At 55.3% G+C, this 19,760-nt stretch carries 14 protein-coding genes; 10 read left to right on the forward strand and 4 right to left on the reverse strand.

What is annotated here, in order from left to right; translation table 11 throughout:
• Positions 1-23: 23 nt before the first annotated feature.
• The 6 genes from kdpB (at position 24) to SH421x_RS02730 (ending at position 7,885) form a co-directional block, all read left to right on the forward strand.
• A complete protein-coding gene (gene kdpB, locus SH421x_RS02705) occupies positions 24-2,114 on the forward strand; it encodes a potassium-transporting ATPase subunit KdpB (RefSeq protein WP_488853791.1) in 2,091 nt (696 codons plus the stop codon).
• 193 nt (positions 2,115-2,307) lie between these two features.
• Positions 2,308-2,886 (forward strand): potassium-transporting ATPase subunit C, encoded by a 579-nt coding sequence (locus SH421x_RS02710; RefSeq protein ID WP_488853793.1) that lies wholly within the window; start codon positions 2,308-2,310, stop codon positions 2,884-2,886.
• A 2-nt stretch (positions 2,887-2,888) separates the two neighbouring features.
• On the forward strand, positions 2,889-5,615 hold the full coding sequence (locus tag SH421x_RS02715; protein WP_488853795.1) for an ATP-binding protein: 2,727 nt from the start codon (positions 2,889-2,891) through the stop codon (positions 5,613-5,615).
• Positions 5,612-6,319 (forward strand): response regulator, encoded by a 708-nt coding sequence (locus SH421x_RS02720; RefSeq protein WP_488853797.1) that lies wholly within the window; start codon positions 5,612-5,614, stop codon positions 6,317-6,319. Before SH421x_RS02715 ends, SH421x_RS02720 begins: the two co-directional genes overlap by 4 nt.
• Positions 6,320-6,932: 613 nt before the next feature.
• Positions 6,933-7,391, forward strand: coding sequence for a DoxX family protein (locus SH421x_RS02725; RefSeq protein ID WP_488853798.1), 459 nt, complete (start codon positions 6,933-6,935; stop codon positions 7,389-7,391).
• A 95-nt stretch (positions 7,392-7,486) separates the two neighbouring features.
• Positions 7,487-7,885 carry a rhodanese-like domain-containing protein gene (locus SH421x_RS02730; protein ID WP_488853800.1) on the forward strand — a complete coding sequence of 133 codons (399 nt, stop codon included), beginning with the start codon at positions 7,487-7,489 and terminating at the stop codon, positions 7,883-7,885.
• Positions 7,886-8,163: 278 nt separating this feature from the next.
• On the opposite strand, the gene lpxA is transcribed toward SH421x_RS02730, so the two are convergent.
• The 4 genes from lpxA to SH421x_RS02750 form a co-directional block, all read right to left on the reverse strand.
• Entirely contained in the window at positions 8,164-8,958 is a 795-nt protein-coding gene (gene lpxA / locus SH421x_RS02735) for an acyl-ACP--UDP-N-acetylglucosamine O-acyltransferase (protein WP_488853802.1), read from the reverse strand.
• A gap of 91 nt (positions 8,959-9,049) precedes the next feature.
• Positions 9,050-9,478: a hypothetical protein gene (locus SH421x_RS02740; RefSeq protein ID WP_488853804.1), complete on the reverse strand. Its 429-nt coding sequence runs from the start codon at positions 9,476-9,478 to the stop codon at positions 9,050-9,052.
• A gap of 349 nt (positions 9,479-9,827) precedes the next feature.
• The gene (locus SH421x_RS02745; RefSeq protein ID WP_488853806.1) at positions 9,828-13,004 is read right to left on the reverse strand and encodes an efflux RND transporter permease subunit; all 3,177 of its coding nucleotides are present in this window, start codon (positions 13,002-13,004) and stop codon (positions 9,828-9,830) included.
• Between the two features lie 9 nt (positions 13,005-13,013).
• The gene (locus SH421x_RS02750) at positions 13,014-14,105 is read right to left on the reverse strand and encodes an efflux RND transporter periplasmic adaptor subunit (protein WP_488853808.1); all 1,092 of its coding nucleotides are present in this window, start codon (positions 14,103-14,105) and stop codon (positions 13,014-13,016) included.
• Between the two features lie 532 nt (positions 14,106-14,637).
• Here SH421x_RS02750 and SH421x_RS02755 point away from each other — a divergent pair.
• The 4 genes from SH421x_RS02755 to SH421x_RS02770 all read left to right on the forward strand — a co-directional run bounded on the left by SH421x_RS02755 (position 14,638) and on the right by SH421x_RS02770 (position 19,645).
• Positions 14,638-16,245 carry an efflux transporter outer membrane subunit gene (locus tag SH421x_RS02755; protein WP_488853810.1) on the forward strand — a complete coding sequence of 536 codons (1,608 nt, stop codon included), beginning with the start codon at positions 14,638-14,640 and terminating at the stop codon, positions 16,243-16,245.
• A gap of 453 nt (positions 16,246-16,698) precedes the next feature.
• The gene (locus SH421x_RS02760) at positions 16,699-17,403 is read left to right on the forward strand and encodes a methyltransferase domain-containing protein (RefSeq protein WP_488853812.1); all 705 of its coding nucleotides are present in this window, start codon (positions 16,699-16,701) and stop codon (positions 17,401-17,403) included.
• Positions 17,400-18,563, forward strand: a complete 1,164-nt coding sequence (locus SH421x_RS02765; protein ID WP_488853814.1) for an NAD(P)/FAD-dependent oxidoreductase — start codon at positions 17,400-17,402, stop codon at positions 18,561-18,563. Before SH421x_RS02760 ends, SH421x_RS02765 begins: the two co-directional genes overlap by 4 nt.
• On the forward strand, positions 18,560-19,645 hold the full coding sequence (locus SH421x_RS02770) for a type III polyketide synthase (RefSeq protein ID WP_488853816.1): 1,086 nt from the start codon (positions 18,560-18,562) through the stop codon (positions 19,643-19,645). The genes SH421x_RS02765 and SH421x_RS02770 overlap by 4 nt, the downstream gene beginning before the upstream one ends.
• The last annotated feature ends 115 nt before the right edge of the window (positions 19,646-19,760 follow it).

Genomic DNA, 19,760 nt, shown 5'->3' on the forward strand with positions numbered 1-19,760 from the left:
GTTCATTTCAATAGAGCACTAACATGTCTACTGCTACGATAAACTCGACATCTTCGCAGCGCGGGCCTCAACCGCATCGCCCGCGGCCAGAACTCTTTAGCTGGAGCATGCTCGGTCCGTCGCTTCTGCGGGCGCTGGAGATGCTTAATCCAATCCGCATGGCGAAAAATCCGGTGATGTTTATCGCTGAGATTGGGGCGGGTTTGACGACGTTGATCACGGTTCAGGCCTATTTCACCGGAAGCGAGGCCAGCAACTATTTTCTGGGACTGACGGTCATCTTATGGTTGACCGTAGTCTTTGCTAATTTCGCCGAAGCGGTCGCCGAAGCCCGTGGTCGAGCACAAGCCGCGAGTTTGCGTTCGGCGCGTAAAGACGTTGTTGCTCGCAAAGTAAGCGAGCTGGGTGCGACGCAATTTGATGAGGTTCAGGCCTCGACGTTAAAGGTGGGCGACCTGGTGTTTGTTCGCCCTGAGGAGTTCATCCCCGCCGATGGCGACGTCGTGCAAGGGATTGCTTTGGTGGATGAGAGCGCTGTAACCGGTGAAAGCGCTCCGGTAATCCGCGAAAGCGGCGGAGATCGCAGCGCCGTCACCGGCGGAACGAAGGTCGTTTCCGATCATCTCTATATTCGCGTCACCGCCAAGCCGGGCGAAAGCTTTTTGGATCGGATGATTGCGATGGTTGAAGGAGCCAATCGCAGCAAGACGCCCAATGAGATCGCCCTGACCATTCTCTTGGCTGGCTTTACGATGGTCTTCCTAATGGTCTGCGTGACGCTCTATCCAATCGCAACTTACTTCGGCGTTACCATTGACGTACCGACGCTTGTAGCATTGCTTGTTTGTCTGATTCCTACCACCATCGGCGCACTGTTGGCGGCGATCGGCATCGCAGGTATCGCTCGACTTAGCCAGGCAAATGTGATGGCCATGTCGGGACGCGCTGTTGAAGCGGCCGGCGATGTTGACGTGCTCTTGCTGGATAAGACTGGTACGATCACGCTTGGAAATCGGCAAGCGGATCAATTTTTGCCAGCGCCCGGCGTTGACGAGAAGCGACTCGCCACGGTCGCCCAGTTGGCCTCGCTGGCGGATGAAACGGCTGAAGGGCGGAGTATTGTGGTGCTGGCCAAGAACAAGTTCAATCTGCGCGGTCAGTCGCTCGAAGAGATCCAAGCCGAAGTCGTTTCGTTCAGCGCTCGCACCAGGATGAGCGGACTCAATGTCGATGGGCGGCAAATTCGTAAAGGCGCTTTGGACGCCGTCGAGAATTTCGTCAGCGCTTTGGGAGGTTCGCTGCCCAAAGAAGTGAAAAAGGATGCTCAACGCGTCGCGCGGGAAGGGGGGACGCCGCTTGTTGTTGTCGAAGATCGCGAAGTGCTGGGCGTCGTCTATTTGAAAGACATCGTCAAAGGAGGCATTAAAGAGCGTTTCGCCGAACTGCGGAGAATGGGGATCAAAACGGTGATGATCACCGGCGACAATCCGCTAACTGCTGCGGCGATCGCAGCTGAGGCCGGCGTGGATGACTATCTCGCAGAAGCGACGCCTGAAGCGAAGCTAGAACTGATCCGACAATATCAGAGAGAGGGTCACATGGTGGCGATGACCGGAGATGGAACCAATGACGCGCCAGCGTTGGCTCAAGCCGACGTGGCGGTCGCTATGAACACCGGTACTCAGGCCGCCAAGGAGGCTGGAAATATGGTGGACCTAGATTCCAACCCCACAAAACTGATCGACATCGTTTCCACCGGCAAACAAATGCTGATGACCCGCGGAGCGTTGACCACGTTCAGCATCTCCAACGACGTCGCCAAATACTTTGCGATTATCCCGGCTGTGTTTATGACCGCAATGCCGCAGCTGGCGCCGCTCAACATCATGGAACTTGCGACTCCCCGCAGCGCTATCCTGTCCGCAGTGATCTTTAACGCGATCATTATTCCGCTGTTGATTCCGATCGCGATCAAAGGTGTCAAGTATCGGGCGATTGGTGCAGATGCGCTGCTTGCTCGTAACCTGTTGATTTTTGGCCTGGGGGGACTGGTCGTGCCGTTTGTGGGTATCAAGTTGATCGACTTGCTGCTGTTGTCGCTCGGTTGGGCTTAGAGCCTATCTGGAAACTTCAATTTGAACTGGGATCAGCGATTTTCCGCACGCGGCTGCGTTGACCTGCATCGACGAATCTAGAGGATTCGCCTGCTTCGGTCGCCTTGCCGAGCACGAAAAATCGCTGATCCCAGCCGCAAAGCAAGTTTCCGGAGAGACTCTTAGTCTTACAAACTGTTGAAGGAATTTTGCGATGTTAAAAGAGCTTTTGAATTCCGTCCGTTTGACCATCGGCTCGATTGCCATCTGCGTCGTCGGATATGCGGTCTTGATATTGGTGATAGCGGCGATCACATCGCCCGAAAAACGAATGGCGTCGTTGATCCTCAATGATGCCGGCAAGATAATTGGTTCACGGCTAGTCGCCCAGGCGTTCACGCGGCCCGAATACCTCTGGCCTCGTCCGTCAGCGGTCGACTACGATGCAGCTGGCGCAGGCGGCAGCAACTTATCTCCGGCTAATCCCGCGATAAGAGCCCGAGCTGATAAAATCATCGCCAAATACGCGCCACAGGAAGGGCAAGAAGTCCCGACCGAGCTTGTTTTGGCGTCGGGGGCGGGCCTGGATCCGCATATCACGCAAGCAGCGGCGTCGTTTCAAGCAGGCAGGGTAGCCAATGCGCGTGGGATTTCGGAGGATGAACTTCAGCAATTGATTGTTGAAGAGTCCGCTTCGGCGGGGGGCGATTTCTTTGCTGCTCCTGGACTGATCAATGTCCTGGAATTCAATCTGCTGCTTGATGACAAGTTTCCTCTGACCGCTACAGAGTAAAAATGACGGACGAACGCCCCACTCCAGAGCAGATGTTGGCCCGCGTCAAAGCGGAAGGAAATGCCGCCGACCATGCGACCAAGCGTGGAAGGCTGAGACTATTTTTCGGCTACGCGGCCGGAGTGGGGAAGACCTACGCAATGCTTCAAGCCGCTCAATCGCTCAAGCGAGAGGGGAAGGAAATTGTCATCGGGTATGTCGAACCTCATGCTCGTCCCGAGACCCAGGCCCTGACCGAGGGGCTCGATTCAATTCCTCCGCTCGCAGTTTCCTACCGCGGAACGAAGATGCCGGAATTTGATCTCGACGCGGCGCTGGCTCGCCAGCCTGACACGATTCTCGTCGATGAGCTCGCTCATACGAATGCTCCCGGTATGCGGCACGCCAAGCGTTGGCAAGACGTCGAAGAACTCTTGGCGGCGGGAATTAACGTCTTCTCCACGGTCAATGTGCAGCATGTTGAGTCGCTGAACAACATCGTTACGGAGATCAGCGGAGTCCAGGTTCGAGAGACGGTTCCTGATGAAGTCTTCGAGCGAGCGGATGAGATCGCGCTGATCGACCTGCCTCCGGATGAATTGTTGGAACGCTTGCGTCAGGGAAAGATCTATATCCCGCGGCAAGCGGCTTTTGCATTGGAGCAATTCTTTCGCAAAAACAACCTGGTCGCGCTGCGAGAGATCGCTCTCCGCCAAACGGCCGATCGGGTTCACGAAGAAGTCGAAACCGCCCGTCTCGGTTCGGCCGCGAAGCGTCCCTGGCCGACGAATGAACGGCTGCTGGTCTGCGTTGGCCCCAGCCCCACTTCAGCGAAAGTGGTTCGCGCGGCGAAACGATTGGCCGATCGCATTGACGCTCCTTGGGTCGCTCTGCATGTCGAAACCGCGGACTCGTCGCATCTGGATGACGCGAGTCGACAACGTCTGCATCAAAACTTGAAGTTGGCCGAAAGCCTGGGGGCCGAAGTAGTGCAAGTTTCAGGCGAACACGTCAGCAGCGAACTGCTGCGATATGCAGATAGCCGTAACGTCACCAAGATTATCGTCGGTAAGACCGATACCGCAAATCGCGCTTGGTGGAATCGATCGACGTCCCTTGTTGATCGTATGCTGCGCGACAGCGGCAACATTGACGTGGTCGTCGTGCGCGGAATTGACGAGCCAGCATCCAGCAGCTTGATGTCAGAGCCCCCCAGCAAACAGGCTGGTTTTCTGCCATGGTTGGGGACGGCGATTGCGCTGGCGGCGTCGACAGGCGTCACGTTGGGAATGGCCAGCCTCGGTTTTTCGGAAGCTAATCTGGTGATGGTCTTTCTGCTAGCGGTTGTCGCGGTGGCGGCCCGGTTCGGCGTGGTCCAATCCGTTGTAACTTCGTTTCTGGCCGTTCTTATATTTGACGTTTTATACACACAGCCCTATTTTTGGATCACGGTCAAAGATACGGAATATTTGGTGACCTTCGCCGTGATGTTGTTGGTCGGCCTACTGGCGAGTTCGTTAACGGCTCGGGTTCGATATCAGGCCGATGTCGCTCGAAAAAATGAGCGGCGAGCAGAAGCTCTTTACCGATTGAGCCGCCGTCTTACCGCGACGGCGAACAACGGAAGCCTTATCCAAGAGACGGAAAAGATCATCTCGGAAATCTTTGATGCACATGCGGTATTATTCCTGCCAGATGAGGAGGAGAAGATCCGGCCAATCCTCGGACATACGGCCAGCTTTGCCGCCAGCGCCACCGAATTTGCGGCCGCTCAATGGGTTCTTGATCACAACGAAGCGGCTGGCGCCGGCACCAATACTCTCCCTAGCGCCGAGGCGCTTTACGTTCCCCTGGCGACGCCTGACCGTGTTGTGGGAGTGATGGCGGTGCAGCCCAACGAACCGAAGCAGCAACTGTCGCTCGACGCACGGCAATTGCTCGATACTTACGCGACCCAGATTGCGTTTGCTTTGGAGCGGAACCGCCTTTCCGATCGTTCGCAGAAAGCGGAACTCGAATTTGAAGCGGAGAAACTGCGGAGTTCGCTGCTCAGCGCCGTATCGCATGACCTCCGTACGCCGCTGGCGGCGATCGCTGGAGCGGCCAGCAGTCTTGTCGAAACGCCCGATCGGTTAGACGACGCGACCAAACAAGAACTATTGAGTACGATTCAGGAAGAGTCGCAGCGTTTGGCCCGGTTAGTTGAAAACTTGCTCAACATGACGCGGCTTTCCAGCGGTCGCGTTATGATCAATCGTCAGTGGCAACCGCTGGAAGAGGTGATTGGCTCTGCGCTGAATCGACTGGAACGTCAGCTAGGAGACCGTCAAGTCATTGTCGACCTGGCGGATGAGATGCTGTTGGCTCATGTCGACGAAGTTTTGATGGAGACGATCTTGGTGAATCTGATCGAAAACGCCATCAAATATTCTCCCGATGCGTCGCCGATTGAAATACGTGGCCAGAAGACTAATGAGGGAGTCGCGGTGGAAGTGGCTGACCGTGGTCGCGGTCTGCTGTTGGGAGACGAAAAAAGGATTTTCGAGAAGTTCTATCGTGGATCGGACGCTAAGTCGGATCGACGCGGTACAGGATTAGGATTGGCTATTTGCAGTGCGATCGTCCATGCTCATCAGGGGGAGATCGAGGCGCACAATCGGGAAGGTGGAGGCGCCGTCGTTCGCTTTACCATTCCGCAGCAAGAAGTTCCCCCGAGCATGACTTTGGACGTTCACGAGCAGACTCAATGACTTACTCCAGCGCTCCCTTAATCGCGATCATCGAAGACGAGATGCCGATTCAGCGATTTCTCCAGGCTTCTCTCGGCGCCGAAGGTTTTAGAATCGCGGCGGCCGGTACGGTCAAGGAAGGACTCCGACTGGTCACGCAAGAGCGTCCTGCGTTGATTTTGCTTGACTTGGGATTACCCGATGCGGATGGGATTACACTCATTCAGAATGTGCGGGAATGGTCTTCGCTTCCTATCATCGTCCTGTCTGCTCGCGGCGAAGAGAAGAGCAAGATTATGGCGCTGGATGCAGGGGCCGATGACTACCTTACGAAACCATTTGGAGTTGGCGAGCTACTGGCCCGGATACGTGTCGCGTTGCGACATGCCTCGGCGCTAGCGGACGGAGAGAAAGAATCGACGATCGTCACCTTCGGCCCGATCCGCTGCGATCTGGCTCAACGACAAGTCTTTGTCGAGGACGAGGAAGTGAAGCTAACCAAACTGGAATTCGATCTGCTTTCGCTCCTGATCCGTAATCGCGGCAAAGTCCTCACGCATCGTTACCTGCTGAAAGAAGTCTGGGGCCCGCACGCCGCGGACGAGCCGCACTATGTCCGTGTCTTTATGGCCAACCTGCGCAAGAAGTTAGAGCGAAACCCGAGTCGCCCGGAGTATTTTTTGACGGAGCAGGGCGTGGGATATCGCCTGCAATGCGAAAGCTGAGCCTGGAATCGTTGAATTACCTTGGCAGTTCACCGCCAAATCAACGAAAATGTCGCTCTTCGTAAGTGTCTGGATAGTCGCACGTTACAACGACGATTTTTGGCCCGTCTTTGCCGCCCACCGCGTCCACTTTGGGCATCGGCGTCATCCGTCGCCTCTTTTGTTACTAGGTGTCAGGAGTTGACGCGTGATCATCACTTACGTCAGAGTGCTTCTCGGCACTGCCGTGCCAGGATCCGCGCTTCAGGAAGCAAGGCGTCGAATCGAAGGGGTTCGGGAAGAAGGGGACGCGTGCCATAAGGCTTTCGGCAAGCCTTATCTCCGCCCACAAATTCCTACCCAATCCGCAGTGTCTTGCATCAATTTCTCTTCAGACGCAGATTGGCCGCGAGAACAGTAGTAATCTGAACAACCAGTTCAAGATTGAGTACCCTAGAATCAGTCCTTGGCTCGGACTCATTGCCTGCGGATCATTGGCGTTTTAGGCAGGGCCGTACATGGGGGGAATCGGATTGGTGATTTTTTGTTGGCGGAGTGGTTTTTCAATGGGCGTTCCGCCGCATGTTCTCACCAGACTTCTTGATAGCCCGGACTCGACAAAGGAAATATCTCAATGACTTGGTTACGCAAAATTGTTGTGACGCATGCATCTGCATCCATCGTGCTGATTCGGCTGATGGTGGGGCTCGTTTTTCTCTCGGAAGGAATTCAGAAGGTCTTGTATCCCGCTGCGAATGGGGTCGGGCGATTTATCAAGATCGGCCTGCCGGAACCGGAGTTTCTGGCCTACTTTGTCGCCAGCTTCGAGATCGTCTGCGGCGTCTTTATCGTGCTCGGATTGTTGACGCGACTGGCCGTCCTGCCGACGATCACCATCATGTTGGTCGCCATCGTCAGTACCAAGTTTCCGATTTTGATGGAGAAAGGTTTTTGGCAGATGGCGCACGACGCGCGCACCGATTTCTCGATGCTCCTGGGATCGATTTACCTGTTAATCGTTGGGGCCGGAAGTTGGTCGCTGGACAAACGAATCAGCAGCAAGGGGATCGATGCCGAGTCGGTCGAAAAATGACTTCCGGTTCAGGCATTACTGGGCTCGTGATAGAATGCCTAATTCCAAAAAGCCAGGCTTCTCGCTTGTCCATTCAATTTACAGGACTCTTCCTCATGCAACTCCAACGCTACTTTCTCTTTGCGATTATCATACTTGGTGTGCTTTCTAGCCTTGTCTCTGCGGCAGAAATCTCGGAGGAGTCGCTCGCGAAAATTAAGCGAAAAATTGACGACGAGAAAGCAGTTCTCGTAGACGTTCGAGAGAAACGAGAGTGGGATCAAGGGCATGTCGCGGGAGCGATCTTTCTGCCGTTAAGCAAGCTTCAAAATGGCATGACCGAAGCGGATCTGAAGCGATTGCCCAAAGACAAACCACTTTACACGCATTGCGTCGTCGGCAAACGAGCCGTCACCGCAGGAGGCCTGCTTGAGAAGTATGGCTACACCGTTCAGGCAGTCCAACCGGGCTACAAAGAACTAATTGCCGCAGGTTTTCCGCAGGCGAAAGAGTAGTCGCTTCTCGTACGCGCTTCGCTCTGCAACAGAACTTGCTGATCCAGGCGCGAAGTCGGGAGCGACTTGGCTGAGCCTATGCAACGCGACGATCGCGGTGGTTGAGTTGCGGAAATTCGCAATAAAACAACTCGGCGAATCTCCCGCGTCGCCAAGAGATGGCCACCGCTTGTTTTCAAGTCATCTCTGATTTAATCATCTTTACAGCCACATTTTTGAGCTTGCCAGATGGATTGTGTTGTCCGAGCTTTACCTCGCTCGCACCCGCTTGCATGCCATTAGGCGGCAGCTCTGCGAGTCAGGGTGGATCTGCGAATTCCACGGCGTGATCCGACATCAAAAAAGGCTGCGAATCGGCGACCGGCGCTGGTTACAGCGATTTCAGACGCCAATTCAGTCGATTGATCCAGAGACATTCCAGACCGATAAACAAGCTTAAACAACGCTTTTATTTCTTGCCGCTCTTCCAAAGAGACGCCCGCACGCATCAGGCCAATTGCGTTGAGGCCCACGATCTCGCCGTCGTGATTGGTCATGACGAACGGGGGAACATCTTGGCTGATCATGGCCACGCCGCCGACCATCGCAAGTTCTCCGATCCGCACAAACTGATGGATGCCGGTGTTGCCAGAAATAATCACTCGGCGGCCAACCTGGACATGTCCGCCCAACAAGGCTCCGCTGACCAAGGTCACTTCCTCGGCCAGCACGCAGTCGTGAGCGACGTGCGAATTGGTCATGAGATAACATCGATCGCCGACAATGGTGGTTGCTTCTTCTACGCAAGCACGATGGATCGTGACGCCCTCTCGGACAACGCAGCCATCCCCAATCCGACAGTAACTAGCGGCGCCTGCGTACTTATGATCTTGCGGAATATCGCCGATGACGGCGTGCGAATGAATCGAGCAGTCAGCGCCGATCACGGTGCGTCCCATGACAATCGCCGAAGGCCCAAGATGACAGTTGGAACCAATCTTTACAGGACCATCAATGATGACATGCGGCCCAATTTCGCACGAAGGATGAACTTCCGCATCCGGGTGAATGTAAGCGGTCGGATGAATTCCCATCGGATTTCTCATTCTAGAGCAGCTAATTTTTCAGGCTGCCAAAAGTGCATAGTGAAGGAATGTGACAAGCGAAGCGGACTAAATCGCCTGCTCAGCGCCGCAGATGGGCGGATCCGCTTTGACACAGTCTTCCGAATGAGATGTCCCGAAAGCTAATTTCGGCAGGCAGATCAACCGCCGGCTTCTGGCAGAGCAGCAGATCGCTGGTTGTAGCGAGTTCATGCTGGTGATACACGCATTGAAAAATAAGCTGACTAGGGGATTTTGGAGACGAAAACGCCGGTCCAAAGCTAGAGCTCGATCCATTTTCAGGGTCATCATCAACAGGGCCATCATCCGAGTCATCGGGCGGATCACAGCCGAGCAGGATGAAATCGACGTCAAAGGCGTCGCTGGCCGCTAGGGCCAGTGCGGGACGAGCCTCTCCGCTGCGGAGATTGTCGCCATCCAACACAGGAAATGGAACATGCATGATGGTCACCACCATGTATGTCAAAATCATCCTGTGAGGCCAGCCCATGCTCGAAACATCCTTGCTTGAGAATTTTCTCGGAATGTCTCGAAAAGCGGGGCTTGGGTCAAGGTCAACCTGGAAAACAGAATAGTAAGATTCGGGGGGGATTCTTGGCTTTGCTGGCGATAAATGCGGCAGCCCAGGGGAAATCCGATGTTTCAGCTGGCTCCCTAAATAATTCCACAGGCAAAAAGAATTGTCGTCGCCCCGCGGGGAGCCGCCCAGTCAGGATAATTGGAGAGAACGTCTGGTTATTCTTGAGCTGACCTGACCGGGGTACTACGGGAATCCACCGCCGACCAGGGGCCGAGCTCATAAGTCGCTTGCTGACGGCGTCACCAGCGATCGCAGCGCGTTAAGGTGAATCGTTGTTGGCGGCGTGGTGATCGTCAGCGCGGAAGGGGCGGAAGTACCACTGCGTGATCGCTGTTAACCATCTGCCGACATCCTCGGAGGCGAGCAGCGCACAGGGTATCAAGAACAACGTCACAATCGTGGCGAACATCACTCCAAAAGCAAGGGACGCCGCCATTGGGATCAAGAATTGGGCTTGGAGCGACTTGTCCATAAGCAGCGGGACGAGGCCGACAAACGTGGTGACCGAAGTCAGCATGATCGGGCGGAAACGTCTAGCGCCGGCCTGGAGCGCCGCCTCTTGCAGGGTGGCTCCTGCGGCGCGGCGATGATTGACGTAGTCAACCATCACAAGCGTGTCATTGACGGCGACGCCTGCGAGGGCCAGCATGCCGAATATGGAAAGGTAGGAAGGAGTAATGTCCATTGCAATGTGCCCTAGCAACGCGCCGATAATCGCGAACGGGATGGCCAGCATTACGAAAAAGGGCTGGCCTAGTGACTTTAAGGCGACCGCAAGCAATCCATACAAGACGAAAGCCAAGAGACACGTTCCAAGAATCGTTTTCTTCTGTGCGTCGGCCGCCTCTGCGACATAGCCGACATACTGGAAGGTTAAGTTGTGCGGCTGGCACAGCTCTGCGATTTTGGGGGAGAGTTCGTCGGCAATTCCCAGGATATCAACGGTCTCGTCCACCGGTTGAGCGCCGCAGCGCAGAACCTCGGCGCCATTTTTTCGGTCTACGGAGGAGGGGGCTTGAGTAAAGGAGACTTCAGCAACCGTCGAGAGCGGTACGCTTACACCGCGCGGCGTACGAATTCGCATGCGGTCGAGCGTATGGAGAGCTTCTCGCTGCGCGCGAGGCAAGCGAACCATGACGCGAATATCATCGGTCCCGCGTTGGACGCGTTGGGCTTCTTCGCCAAAGAATGATTGGCGGATCTGCTGCGCCAGCAGCTGCTGCGTCACATCCAGTTCAGCAGCAAGCGGTTTAAGTCGCAATTCCAATTCATCCTGGCCGTAGTTGATGTTGGCCCAAGCCGAACTGAACACTTTGTACTCTTCTAGCAAGCTTTTGATCTGTCGCGCGACTTCGGCCTTCTCGGGCGACATCGGTCCGCGTAGTTCGATATTCAGGTTCTCATTATCAACATCCCGGTCACGGTTAATGCTGGAATCAGCACGGATGCGGAATTCGGTCGCTTCGGGGATGGGGCCGATGATCTCGTTCCAGCGAGCAGCCAGGTCGCTGTTCTTGGGCCCGTCCGAACTACGCAACGACGGGGCCAAGACCTCGAAAGAAATCGCTCCGCGCGACTTATCAAAGTCTCGATGGATCCGAGCGGCCCCGACCAGCTTCGAGATATTTCGGACCAGCGACTCACCACTCTCGGGATCGATGAACTCCTTTTGAAGCTGGAGCAATCCAGCTTCGATCCTGGCCATATACCGAGCGGTCGTCTCCAGTGAAGTATCATCCGGCATATCTAATTCGGCCGAGATCCGTTGTTGTTCGATGGTCGGGTAGGCGACGAACTCCATGCGACCACTTAAGCAATAGCCGGCCATCAGTAGGATTGCCGTAGCGAAGCAGGCCAATACCGAGGCGCGATGATGCACCGCGAATTCAAGGGATGGCTGGTAAAACCGCTCAATGAAATATTCGAGACCGTTGGCGATCGATGTTTGAAATCGCGTAAACGGGTTATTACGAGGGACTGGCCGGAGATGCTTCAAGTGAGCCGGCAGGATTAACTTGGATTCGATCAGCGAAAAAAGAAGCACTGGCGCAACGACCGGCGGCACCTGCGACGCAAAATCGCCCCAACTCCCCTCAAAAAAGAGGAGCGGTATAAACGCCACCATGGTTGTCAGCGCGCCAAATGTGACCGGCGTCGCGACTTCATGGGTCCCTTCGATGGCTGCTTCCAGAGGAGACATCCCTTCCTTCATTTTCAAATAGACGTTTTCACCGGTCACGATGGCGTCATCAACGACGATCCCGACGACGATGATGAACCCGAATAGGCTCATTACGTTTGCCGTGACCCCAAACAACGGCATCATCATGACTCCCCCGGCAAAACCAACCGGGATGCCGGCCACGATCCAAAACGCGAGCCCGGGACGCAGGAAGAGCCCCAAGAGCAACATGACCAGCAGGCTGCCTTGCAGTAGCGATGTGACGAGCGTTGTCATGCGGCCACGAATCTCGACCGATTCATCATCCCAGATGAACAGCTCTATCCCTTCGGGAAATCGACTGCGTGAATTTTCGACGTATTGGTGCACCTTATCCGAGATATCGATCGCGTTCTCTCTGCCGGTGCGCATCACTTCAACAAACAGCGAGGGACTGCCGTTGAATTCAACGATCTTTTCCCCTTCTTCAAAGCCGTCGTTGATAGTCGCGACCTCGCCCAGTAGTACGGAAGAGCCGTTGGCGGCGAGGATCGGGGTCTTGGCGAATTCTTGCTCTGAGTACGCTTGCCCCCGGGTCCGAATAATGAAAGTGCCGCTAGCGCTTTCGATGGTTCCGGCCGGCAAGTCGACCGAAAATTGTTGGATGGCTTGCGACAGATCTTGCAAGCTTAAGCCGTAAGCCAGCAGCTTTGTCGTGTTGACCTCGACGCTGATTTCGTACTCTCGGTCTCCTTGCACTTGCGCTCGGCTGATCCCCGGCAGCGCAATAATGTCTTCCTGGACTTTGCGCGCAATCTCTCGTAACTCGTGTGGATTCAGATGGCCTGTGACAGCGATGCTGAGCACTTCCCACCAGTTTGAAGAATCGGGGATGGCGATCTGCGGGAGTTCCGTTTCATCCGGAAAGCTTGTGATCGTGTTGATGCGACTCGAAACATCGTCCATCAGCGCCCGCAGATCGGTGCCTGGCTCGGCGTCGATCATGATTCTCGCCTGACCTTGGCGACCTTCAGAGATGATGTCGCGAATACCCTCAACCCCTTCCAGCGACTCTTCAATCGGGATCAGGATGGCTTGCTCGACGTCCTTTGCAGTCCCTCCGCGGTAATCCATGCTGACGAAGATCGATTCAAAGCTGCGCTCTGGAGAGACTTCAAGCGGGATTTTGTAGAGGGCCGTATAGACTCCCCCGACCAAGATCGCCAGCATCATGAAGTTCGCAGCGATTCCGTTTGTAGTAAACCAGCGAATCATGGGCTATTGTCAGTTGGTGGGGTTTTTTTCGGTCTCTTTCGATGCGGAATCTGCGATCGAGATCGCCGTATCCGCAGGCGGGATGATTTCGATCTTGGCGCCCTTGGGCGTAAAAGGCATCGGAGTTGTCGCCAACCACATCCCCTTGGGGATTGTCGAGGAGTCGACGATCACCTTTTCGGCGTCGGACCACAGCGGCTTTACCGAGACGGGAAGCAGCGTTTGGTCTGAGCTGTTGACCAAGACGATCTTATCGAGCTGGCGCACAGCGCCGCGAGGCAAAGCGATGACATCTCGCAGTACTTTCCCCTCGATCGAAGCGATGACCGGCTGGCCGATTCGCAGCGGGGGAACGCCTGACTCGGCGCCGAAGGGATCGTCAATTCTCGCGATAGCGAACAGGTCGCGAGAATTCTCGTCTAGTTCCCCTTCGGTACGAATAATCTTCCCGCGCCAGACCGTTTCGTTGGAAGCTCGGATGCCATCGCGGAGTTCTACAGGGATTGGCGGATCGTCAGCAAACTCGGGCAACTGCAAAAATTCTCGCAGCTCACCCGAGATCGGCAGGCGCGCCTCGACGTAGTCGATGGCGAAAACTTCTCCCAGGGGAGAATTTGCTCCTGCCAATTGTCCTTCGCCGATCAGCTTGGACATGACTCGGCCATCGAACGGGGCGACGATCTTGGTGCGGCGAAGATCGAGGTTCGCTTGCTCGACTCTTGTTTCGGCCAATGCAACGTTGGCTTCCGCCTGCTCGCGGCTCGCGGATGCTGCGTCAACCTCTCCTTGAGAAACGGCATTTGATTCAACCAGTCTCAGCTTCCGTTCTTCAACCAGTTTCGCGAGCTTGAGTTCTGACTTGGTCGAGGCCAATTCTGACTCAGCGATCGCGATCGCCGTTTTGTAGTCGCTGGGATCGATCTCGACGAGAATTTCACCCTGTTTGAAGTAGGCGCCAACTTCAAAGGCAGGACTGATTTTTAGGACTACTCCAGAGACCTGGGCGGTCAGCGTCACTTGGTTGTGAGCCTGGACGACGGCGTGTGTCTTCACCACGACCGGGTAGTCGACCACTTCAAGGTCGACGACGCGAGATCGCAACAAGACCTTTTTGGGGATTGGTCGAGGAGGCCGCTCTATTTGAATGGCCAGTCGTTGAAAGCCGAACCAGCCTGCGGCAAGAATCGCGCATGGGATCGCCAGCCTGAGCAAGTGCCCCGCCAGAATCGAAGTTGTTATTGAAGTCTTTGCCATGCGTTGAAACCACGTTTACTAACGATAGTTGGAATATCGAGTGAGGGAAGAAGCGGCTGATTGTTGACATGCATCGTTGCGACGAAAACCAGTCGGCAACGGGACAGGAGGGCTGCTTGGCTTAGGCTTACTGCCCAGAGTAAGGGGGAGTGATAGCAGTTGGTGGGACGCTCGTGCTCGGATTCGGTGCGGCTGGATTTATGCGAGAGCTTCGCAAGCTTACCGATTATAGCGATCAGGACGGCTTTGACTCCGGCAATTAAGGGTTTGTGTGAACCTTTTCGGGCGACAGAGAAAAGGCTGTACCGGTCTCACTGGATTCATCGATTGTAGGGTAGAGAGCGTCTGTTCTGGTCTTGCGGATTTTTAGAGATTTTTGATGCGTTTTTCGTCGAATCCAGCTGCGAACCGAGCAATTCACCCATTCCGGCTGGGAATGGTGCTGTGGTTGGCTTGGATTGGATTGGTAGGCTTGGGCTGCACCAGTCCGCGCGACTGGGTGGCGAACGGCTTTAAAGTAGGCCCCAGCTATCGTACTCCGGCAGTCGAGGTGTCGCAGGACTGGATCGACGCTGACGACAAACGCGTGGTCGAGGACCCTGTTGATGCGGTGGCTTGGTGGTCGACCTCCTTCAATGATCCGGTTTTGAATCAACTGGTTACCGAGGCCTACTCGCAAAATCTGACGGTGCAACAGGCCGGGGCGCGAATCATGCAGGCACGAGCGCTGCGCGAAATTGCCGTGGGCAGCTTGTTCCCACAGCAGCAAGATCTTTCGGCATCGTACTCGCATAATCTTCGCCCAGGCGCCCCCGGCTTTGATCGACACTTCAGTAGTTGGCAAGGGTCGTTTGGGCTGGCCTGGGAAGTTGACTTTTGGGGCCGTTATCGGCGCGCAATCGAATCTGCTGACGCCGACCTGGAGGCTTCGGTCTACGACTATGGGGACGTGGTGGTCACATTGGTAGCCGATGTCGCCCAGACGTACATCGACATCCGCACGCTTCAAACGCGGTTGGAACTTGTCCAATTGAATGTTTTGAATCAACGGAAGACCTATGAGCTGACGGAGATTCGCTTGCTGAACGGCGAATCGAGCGATGTTGACGTGCAACAGGCAAAATCAAGTCTGGTGCAAACCGAAGCGCTAGTGCCGGGATTGGAGATCTCACTACGGCAATCGCAGAACCTATTGTGCGTATTGTTGGGGGCGCCGCCTGAAGCGATCGTAGATATGTTGGGCCCCGGAAAAATCCCCAATGTAGAACCGGAGATCGCACTGGGGATTCCGGCGGCAACCTTGTTGCAGCGTCCTGACGTCCGCCGCGCAGAACGAAATCTAGCGTCACAAAGCGCGGTGATCGGAGTGGCTGAATCCGAGTTATATCCACACATTTCACTGGTCGGAACGGTTGGTAGAAGTGCGAATCAGTTCAAGGATCTGTTCCGCACCGGATCGGGGTTTGGATCGGTAGGGCCGACATTTCAATGGAATATTTTGAATTACGGACGCATTGTTGGAAACGTCCGCTTCCAAGACGCGCGGTTTCAGGAGTTGTTGGCGATCTATCAGCAATCGGTCCTCACCGCCAATCTGGAAGCGGAGAACGCGATTGTTCAATTTCTTAAAGCCCAAGAGCAACTTCGCTTGCAGTTGGAAGCCGCCGAGGCCGCCGACAGAACCAATAAGCTAATCACGATGCAGTTTAAGGAAGGGGAGGAAATTGACTTCAATCGTGTGTTCAACGTGCAAAATACCAAGACGCAACAGGAAGTCGCCGCCGCCGTCGCCAAAGGCAATGTCGCCCAAGGCGTGGTCTCTATCTATCGATCGCTGGGGGGCGGCTGGCCGTCGCCATATCTGACGAGACCGCCTGCCGTGCAGGAAGCACCTCCTGAACCTTCTAATGCGGAAGAGATCGAGGCGCCGCCAGCAGATAAAACTTTGCCAATCGATGAAGTGTTGGAAAACCCTGTAGGAAATTAATCGCGCCAAAAGCAGGCCGCGATATCGTTAAACGTCTGCCTTCGCAGCCGATCGCAAGATCCGGAAGCGACGGCGGTTGGCGATCCCGTTAAATCTTCAGTATTTGCCTAATATCAAATGTTTCTAATGGCTCTCTCCGCTAACTTGGTGAGATAGCTTACACAAAGCCGGATCGGCATTTGCTTGTGAATGCGAAAGCGGCCGGAATGAGGGGCCAAAGTATTCAACCCAAGGCAGACTTATTTGTAGCGGGCAAGCACCGCCGATTTGCCGCGAAGATTTGTGCGCGACCCCGCTATATGTGCAAGTTTTATTGAATCGATCGACCAGCAATCGAGTTTGGACGGTCCCTTTGTTTCGGGTTTTGTACGCCTCTCGCACAGGGGTCATCCCCTTTGGTTTATTTGTGCTCCGAAAACCAGGCTGCGGCGAAAATGCACTAACATAGATCGCATGACACTCGCCCAACGCCGTCTCGAACCAGAATTAATGGATCAACCGGGACTTGATCCAAAGCTTCATGCGCAGGCTTTGCGCGGGTTAGCCCGCGTTAATCTCCTTAGTCGAAATGCGGCGACATTGTGGAATCGGATTCGACCGTTGGCCGCCAATGTTCGCTCGCAACCGCTGCGTGTGTTAGATCTTGCTTGTGGCGGAGGAGATACGGCGATAGCTTTGGCGAGAAAAGCGGCTCATGCCAAGATTCCGCTCCAGATGGCAGGCTGCGATCGCAGTCCCACCGCAATCTCTCACGCCCAAGCCGCAGCAAAAATGGCAGGGTGCGAGGTCGATTTTTTTAATGCGGATGTCGTCGATTCTGCGCTGCCGGATGACTATGACGTGATTTGTTGCTCCCTGTTTCTACATCACCTGAGTGAAGATCAGGCGATAAGCGTATTACGTTCGATGCGTGAATCAGCGCGCCGAATGGTCTTGGTCAGTGACTTGAGCCGCAATCGGTTGGGCTACCTTTTGGCGTGGGTAGGGATTCGTCTGCTATCACGATCTCCTATCTGTCATGTGGATGGTCCGCTCTCGGTCTCGGCCGCGTTCACGCCGGCCGAAGCCCAAAATCTGGCTCGTCAAGCGGGACTTGAGGGGAGCCAGATTTCGTATCAATGGCCCCAGAGATTTTTGCTTCAATGGAGCAAGCCATGAGTCAAGCAACAATGGATGGGACCGCCGCCAGCCAAGTTACCTGGCCGGTTGTTGTGGTCGGGGCCGGCTTGGCCGGAATTGTGGCTTCTTTAGAATTGGCGCGTCGCGGCGTACGAGTTTTGCTGCTGGAACGCAAGCACTTTCCGCGCGAGAAAGTCTGCGGCGGATGTCTCAACGCGGAAGCAGTCGCCAACTTGCAACAGTTGGGACTGCAGACTCAATTAGAGGCGATCGGCGCCAGACCGCTGCGCAATTTGCGGCTATGCTCAGGCTCTGGACATGCCGAGATCGACTTGCCCGGCGGACTAGCGACTTCTCGCTCTTTGCTGGACAACTCTCTGTTGCAAGTGGCAATCTCGGCAGGGGTTTGCTTCTTGCCCGGGGTCGACGTGCGCATCGAACCGCAACAGGCGGCGACCCCAATCCGACGATTGACCTGTCGTCATCCGCAGGGAACAGAAACCGTTCAAGCGGCGATTGTCGTGGTGGCTACAGGGCTGGCCAGTGAGCCGATGTCGGGTGATCTCGGCTGCGATTTTAAAATCGCAACTGGTTCAAAAGTGGGCGTACAAACCGCATTTTCCGACACCTCATCCGCATATGCGCCAGGCACCATCTACATGGCGGTCGGTCGCGAAGGATATGTTGGCGTCACGCGACTAGAAGGCGATCGTTTGAACATCGCTGCGGCGGTCCAACTGTCCGGTCTCCGCGAGTCTGGCGCCGCCAACGTCTGTCGGCGCATTTTAGAATCTTGCGATCTCCTCTGGCCGGAGCATGCGACAAATCACAATTGGCAAGGGACGGTTGCATTGACGCGGTCGCGACGTGCAACTGCCGAAAGATTGTTCGTCGTTGGTGATGCAGTCGGTTACGTAGAACCGTTCACCGGAGAAGGAATGGCGGCCGCGATCCGGAGCGGAATTGCGGTTGTTCCCTTCGTCCAGCAAGCGGCCCTAACAGGTTGGACAGCGGAGTTAGGAGAACGCTGGAATCATGAACAAAACGCCCTGGTAACGCAGCGACAATGGATTTGTCGCGGATTGAGTCAGCTCTTGCGCCGGCCGCTACTTGTACGAACAGCGATCGCTGTTACCGCTCAATTTCCTGCTATGGGGCGTGCAGTCGCCGGCATGGTCAATAGAAGGATTGCAGGATGACCAATCGAATTTGGGGCGTCGGTACCGCGGCGCCGTCTGAAATTGTGCAACAAGCCGAGGCGCTGCAGATGACCGCAGACTTGGTATGCCGCGATGAGAGTCAGGCCCGTTATCTGAAAGTTCTATTTCGCAGCAGCGGAGTCGAGCAGCGTCATACCGTCTTGCCCTGGCGCGTTGGCTATCAGTGGAAGCAGGACTCCCATCAGGATCAAGACCACGGTGGTCCCAGTACCGGCGAGCGAATGGCGCTCTACCACCAATTTGCTCCTCCACTTGCAGAAGCGTCAGCCCGCAACGCACTGCAGGATGCAGGGATCGATGCGCGGCGGATTACGCATTTGGTGACGGTGTCATGTACTGGTTTTTCGGCGCCGGGCGTTGACCTCAGTTTGTTTGAGTCCCTCTCGCTGCGTCCGACGGTTCAACGCGTGCATGTTGGTTACATGGGGTGCCATGCGGCGATTAATGGACTGCGAGTAGCTCAGGCGTTTGCCGACGCAGATCCCAATGCGGTCGTTTTGCTTTGCGCCGTCGAGATATGCAGTCTGCACTATCGATTGAATTGGGACGCCGAAGGGGTCAAGGGGAATGCGTTATTTGCGGATGGCTCTGCGTCGCTGGTGATTGGCGGCGCTGCGCAAGAGCGAGCCAATTGGACAATCCGCGGAACCGGCTCTTGCGTGCTGCCAGAATCACGCGACGAAATGTCGTGGATGATCGGCGACCATGGGTTTGAAATGCGTTTGACCGGCCGTGTGCCTGGGTTGATTCAAGCCCATGTCCGAAATTGGCTGTCGGCCTGGCTCCATCAATTTGACTATGCGTTGGAACAGATCGGCGGTTGGGCCGTGCATCCCGGCGGCCCAAAAATTATCAGCGCCGTAGAGCAAGGATTGGATTTGCCGGAGGACGCTTGTGCGTCTTCGCGAGAAATCCTGCGAAATTTTGGCAACATGTCTTCCCCGACGGTGCTGTTCCTATTTGAACAACTCCGAAATCAAGTCGATCGACCCATTGTGATGATCGCATTTGGCCCTGGACTGACTGCCGAAGCGGCGCTGCTAGAACCGGCGAGCAGCTAAGATCGAAGCATCGCACCGCCAAGCTTGGCGGCTTTTGTGGAGTCGAGTTCTGTTGGATTTTTGCAGTTGGTTCTTTGCCCCTTTTTCACTGTTGGGCCGCCGCCGGTCTTCTAAA

It is taken from the genome of Blastopirellula sp. SH421 (genome assembly GCF_057808535.1).

Bases quoted from the DNA above. Each gene is read 5' to 3' on its own strand.
- SH421x_RS02770 (WP_488853816.1), top strand. From the start codon at position 18,560: ATGACCAATCGAATTTGGGGCGTCGGTACCGCGGCGCCGTCTGAAATT.
- SH421x_RS02760 (WP_488853812.1), top strand. From the start codon at position 16,699: ATGACACTCGCCCAACGCCGTCTCGAACCAGAATTAATGGATCAACCG.
- SH421x_RS02710 (WP_488853793.1), top strand. From the start codon at position 2,308: ATGTTAAAAGAGCTTTTGAATTCCGTCCGTTTGACCATCGGCTCGATT.
- SH421x_RS02720 (WP_488853797.1), top strand. From the start codon at position 5,612: ATGACTTACTCCAGCGCTCCCTTAATCGCGATCATCGAAGACGAGATG.
- lpxA (WP_488853802.1), bottom strand. From the start codon at position 8,958: ATGGGAATTCATCCGACCGCTTACATTCACCCGGATGCGGAAGTTCAT.
- SH421x_RS02740 (WP_488853804.1), bottom strand. From the start codon at position 9,478: ATGGGCTGGCCTCACAGGATGATTTTGACATACATGGTGGTGACCATC.
- kdpB (WP_488853791.1), top strand. From the start codon at position 24: ATGTCTACTGCTACGATAAACTCGACATCTTCGCAGCGCGGGCCTCAA.
- SH421x_RS02755 (WP_488853810.1), top strand. From the start codon at position 14,638: ATGCGTTTTTCGTCGAATCCAGCTGCGAACCGAGCAATTCACCCATTC.
- SH421x_RS02715 (WP_488853795.1), top strand. From the start codon at position 2,889: ATGACGGACGAACGCCCCACTCCAGAGCAGATGTTGGCCCGCGTCAAA.
- SH421x_RS02725 (WP_488853798.1), top strand. From the start codon at position 6,933: ATGACTTGGTTACGCAAAATTGTTGTGACGCATGCATCTGCATCCATC.
- SH421x_RS02765 (WP_488853814.1), top strand. From the start codon at position 17,400: ATGAGTCAAGCAACAATGGATGGGACCGCCGCCAGCCAAGTTACCTGG.
- SH421x_RS02745 (WP_488853806.1), bottom strand. From the start codon at position 13,004: ATGATTCGCTGGTTTACTACAAACGGAATCGCTGCGAACTTCATGATG.
- SH421x_RS02730 (WP_488853800.1), top strand. From the start codon at position 7,487: ATGCAACTCCAACGCTACTTTCTCTTTGCGATTATCATACTTGGTGTG.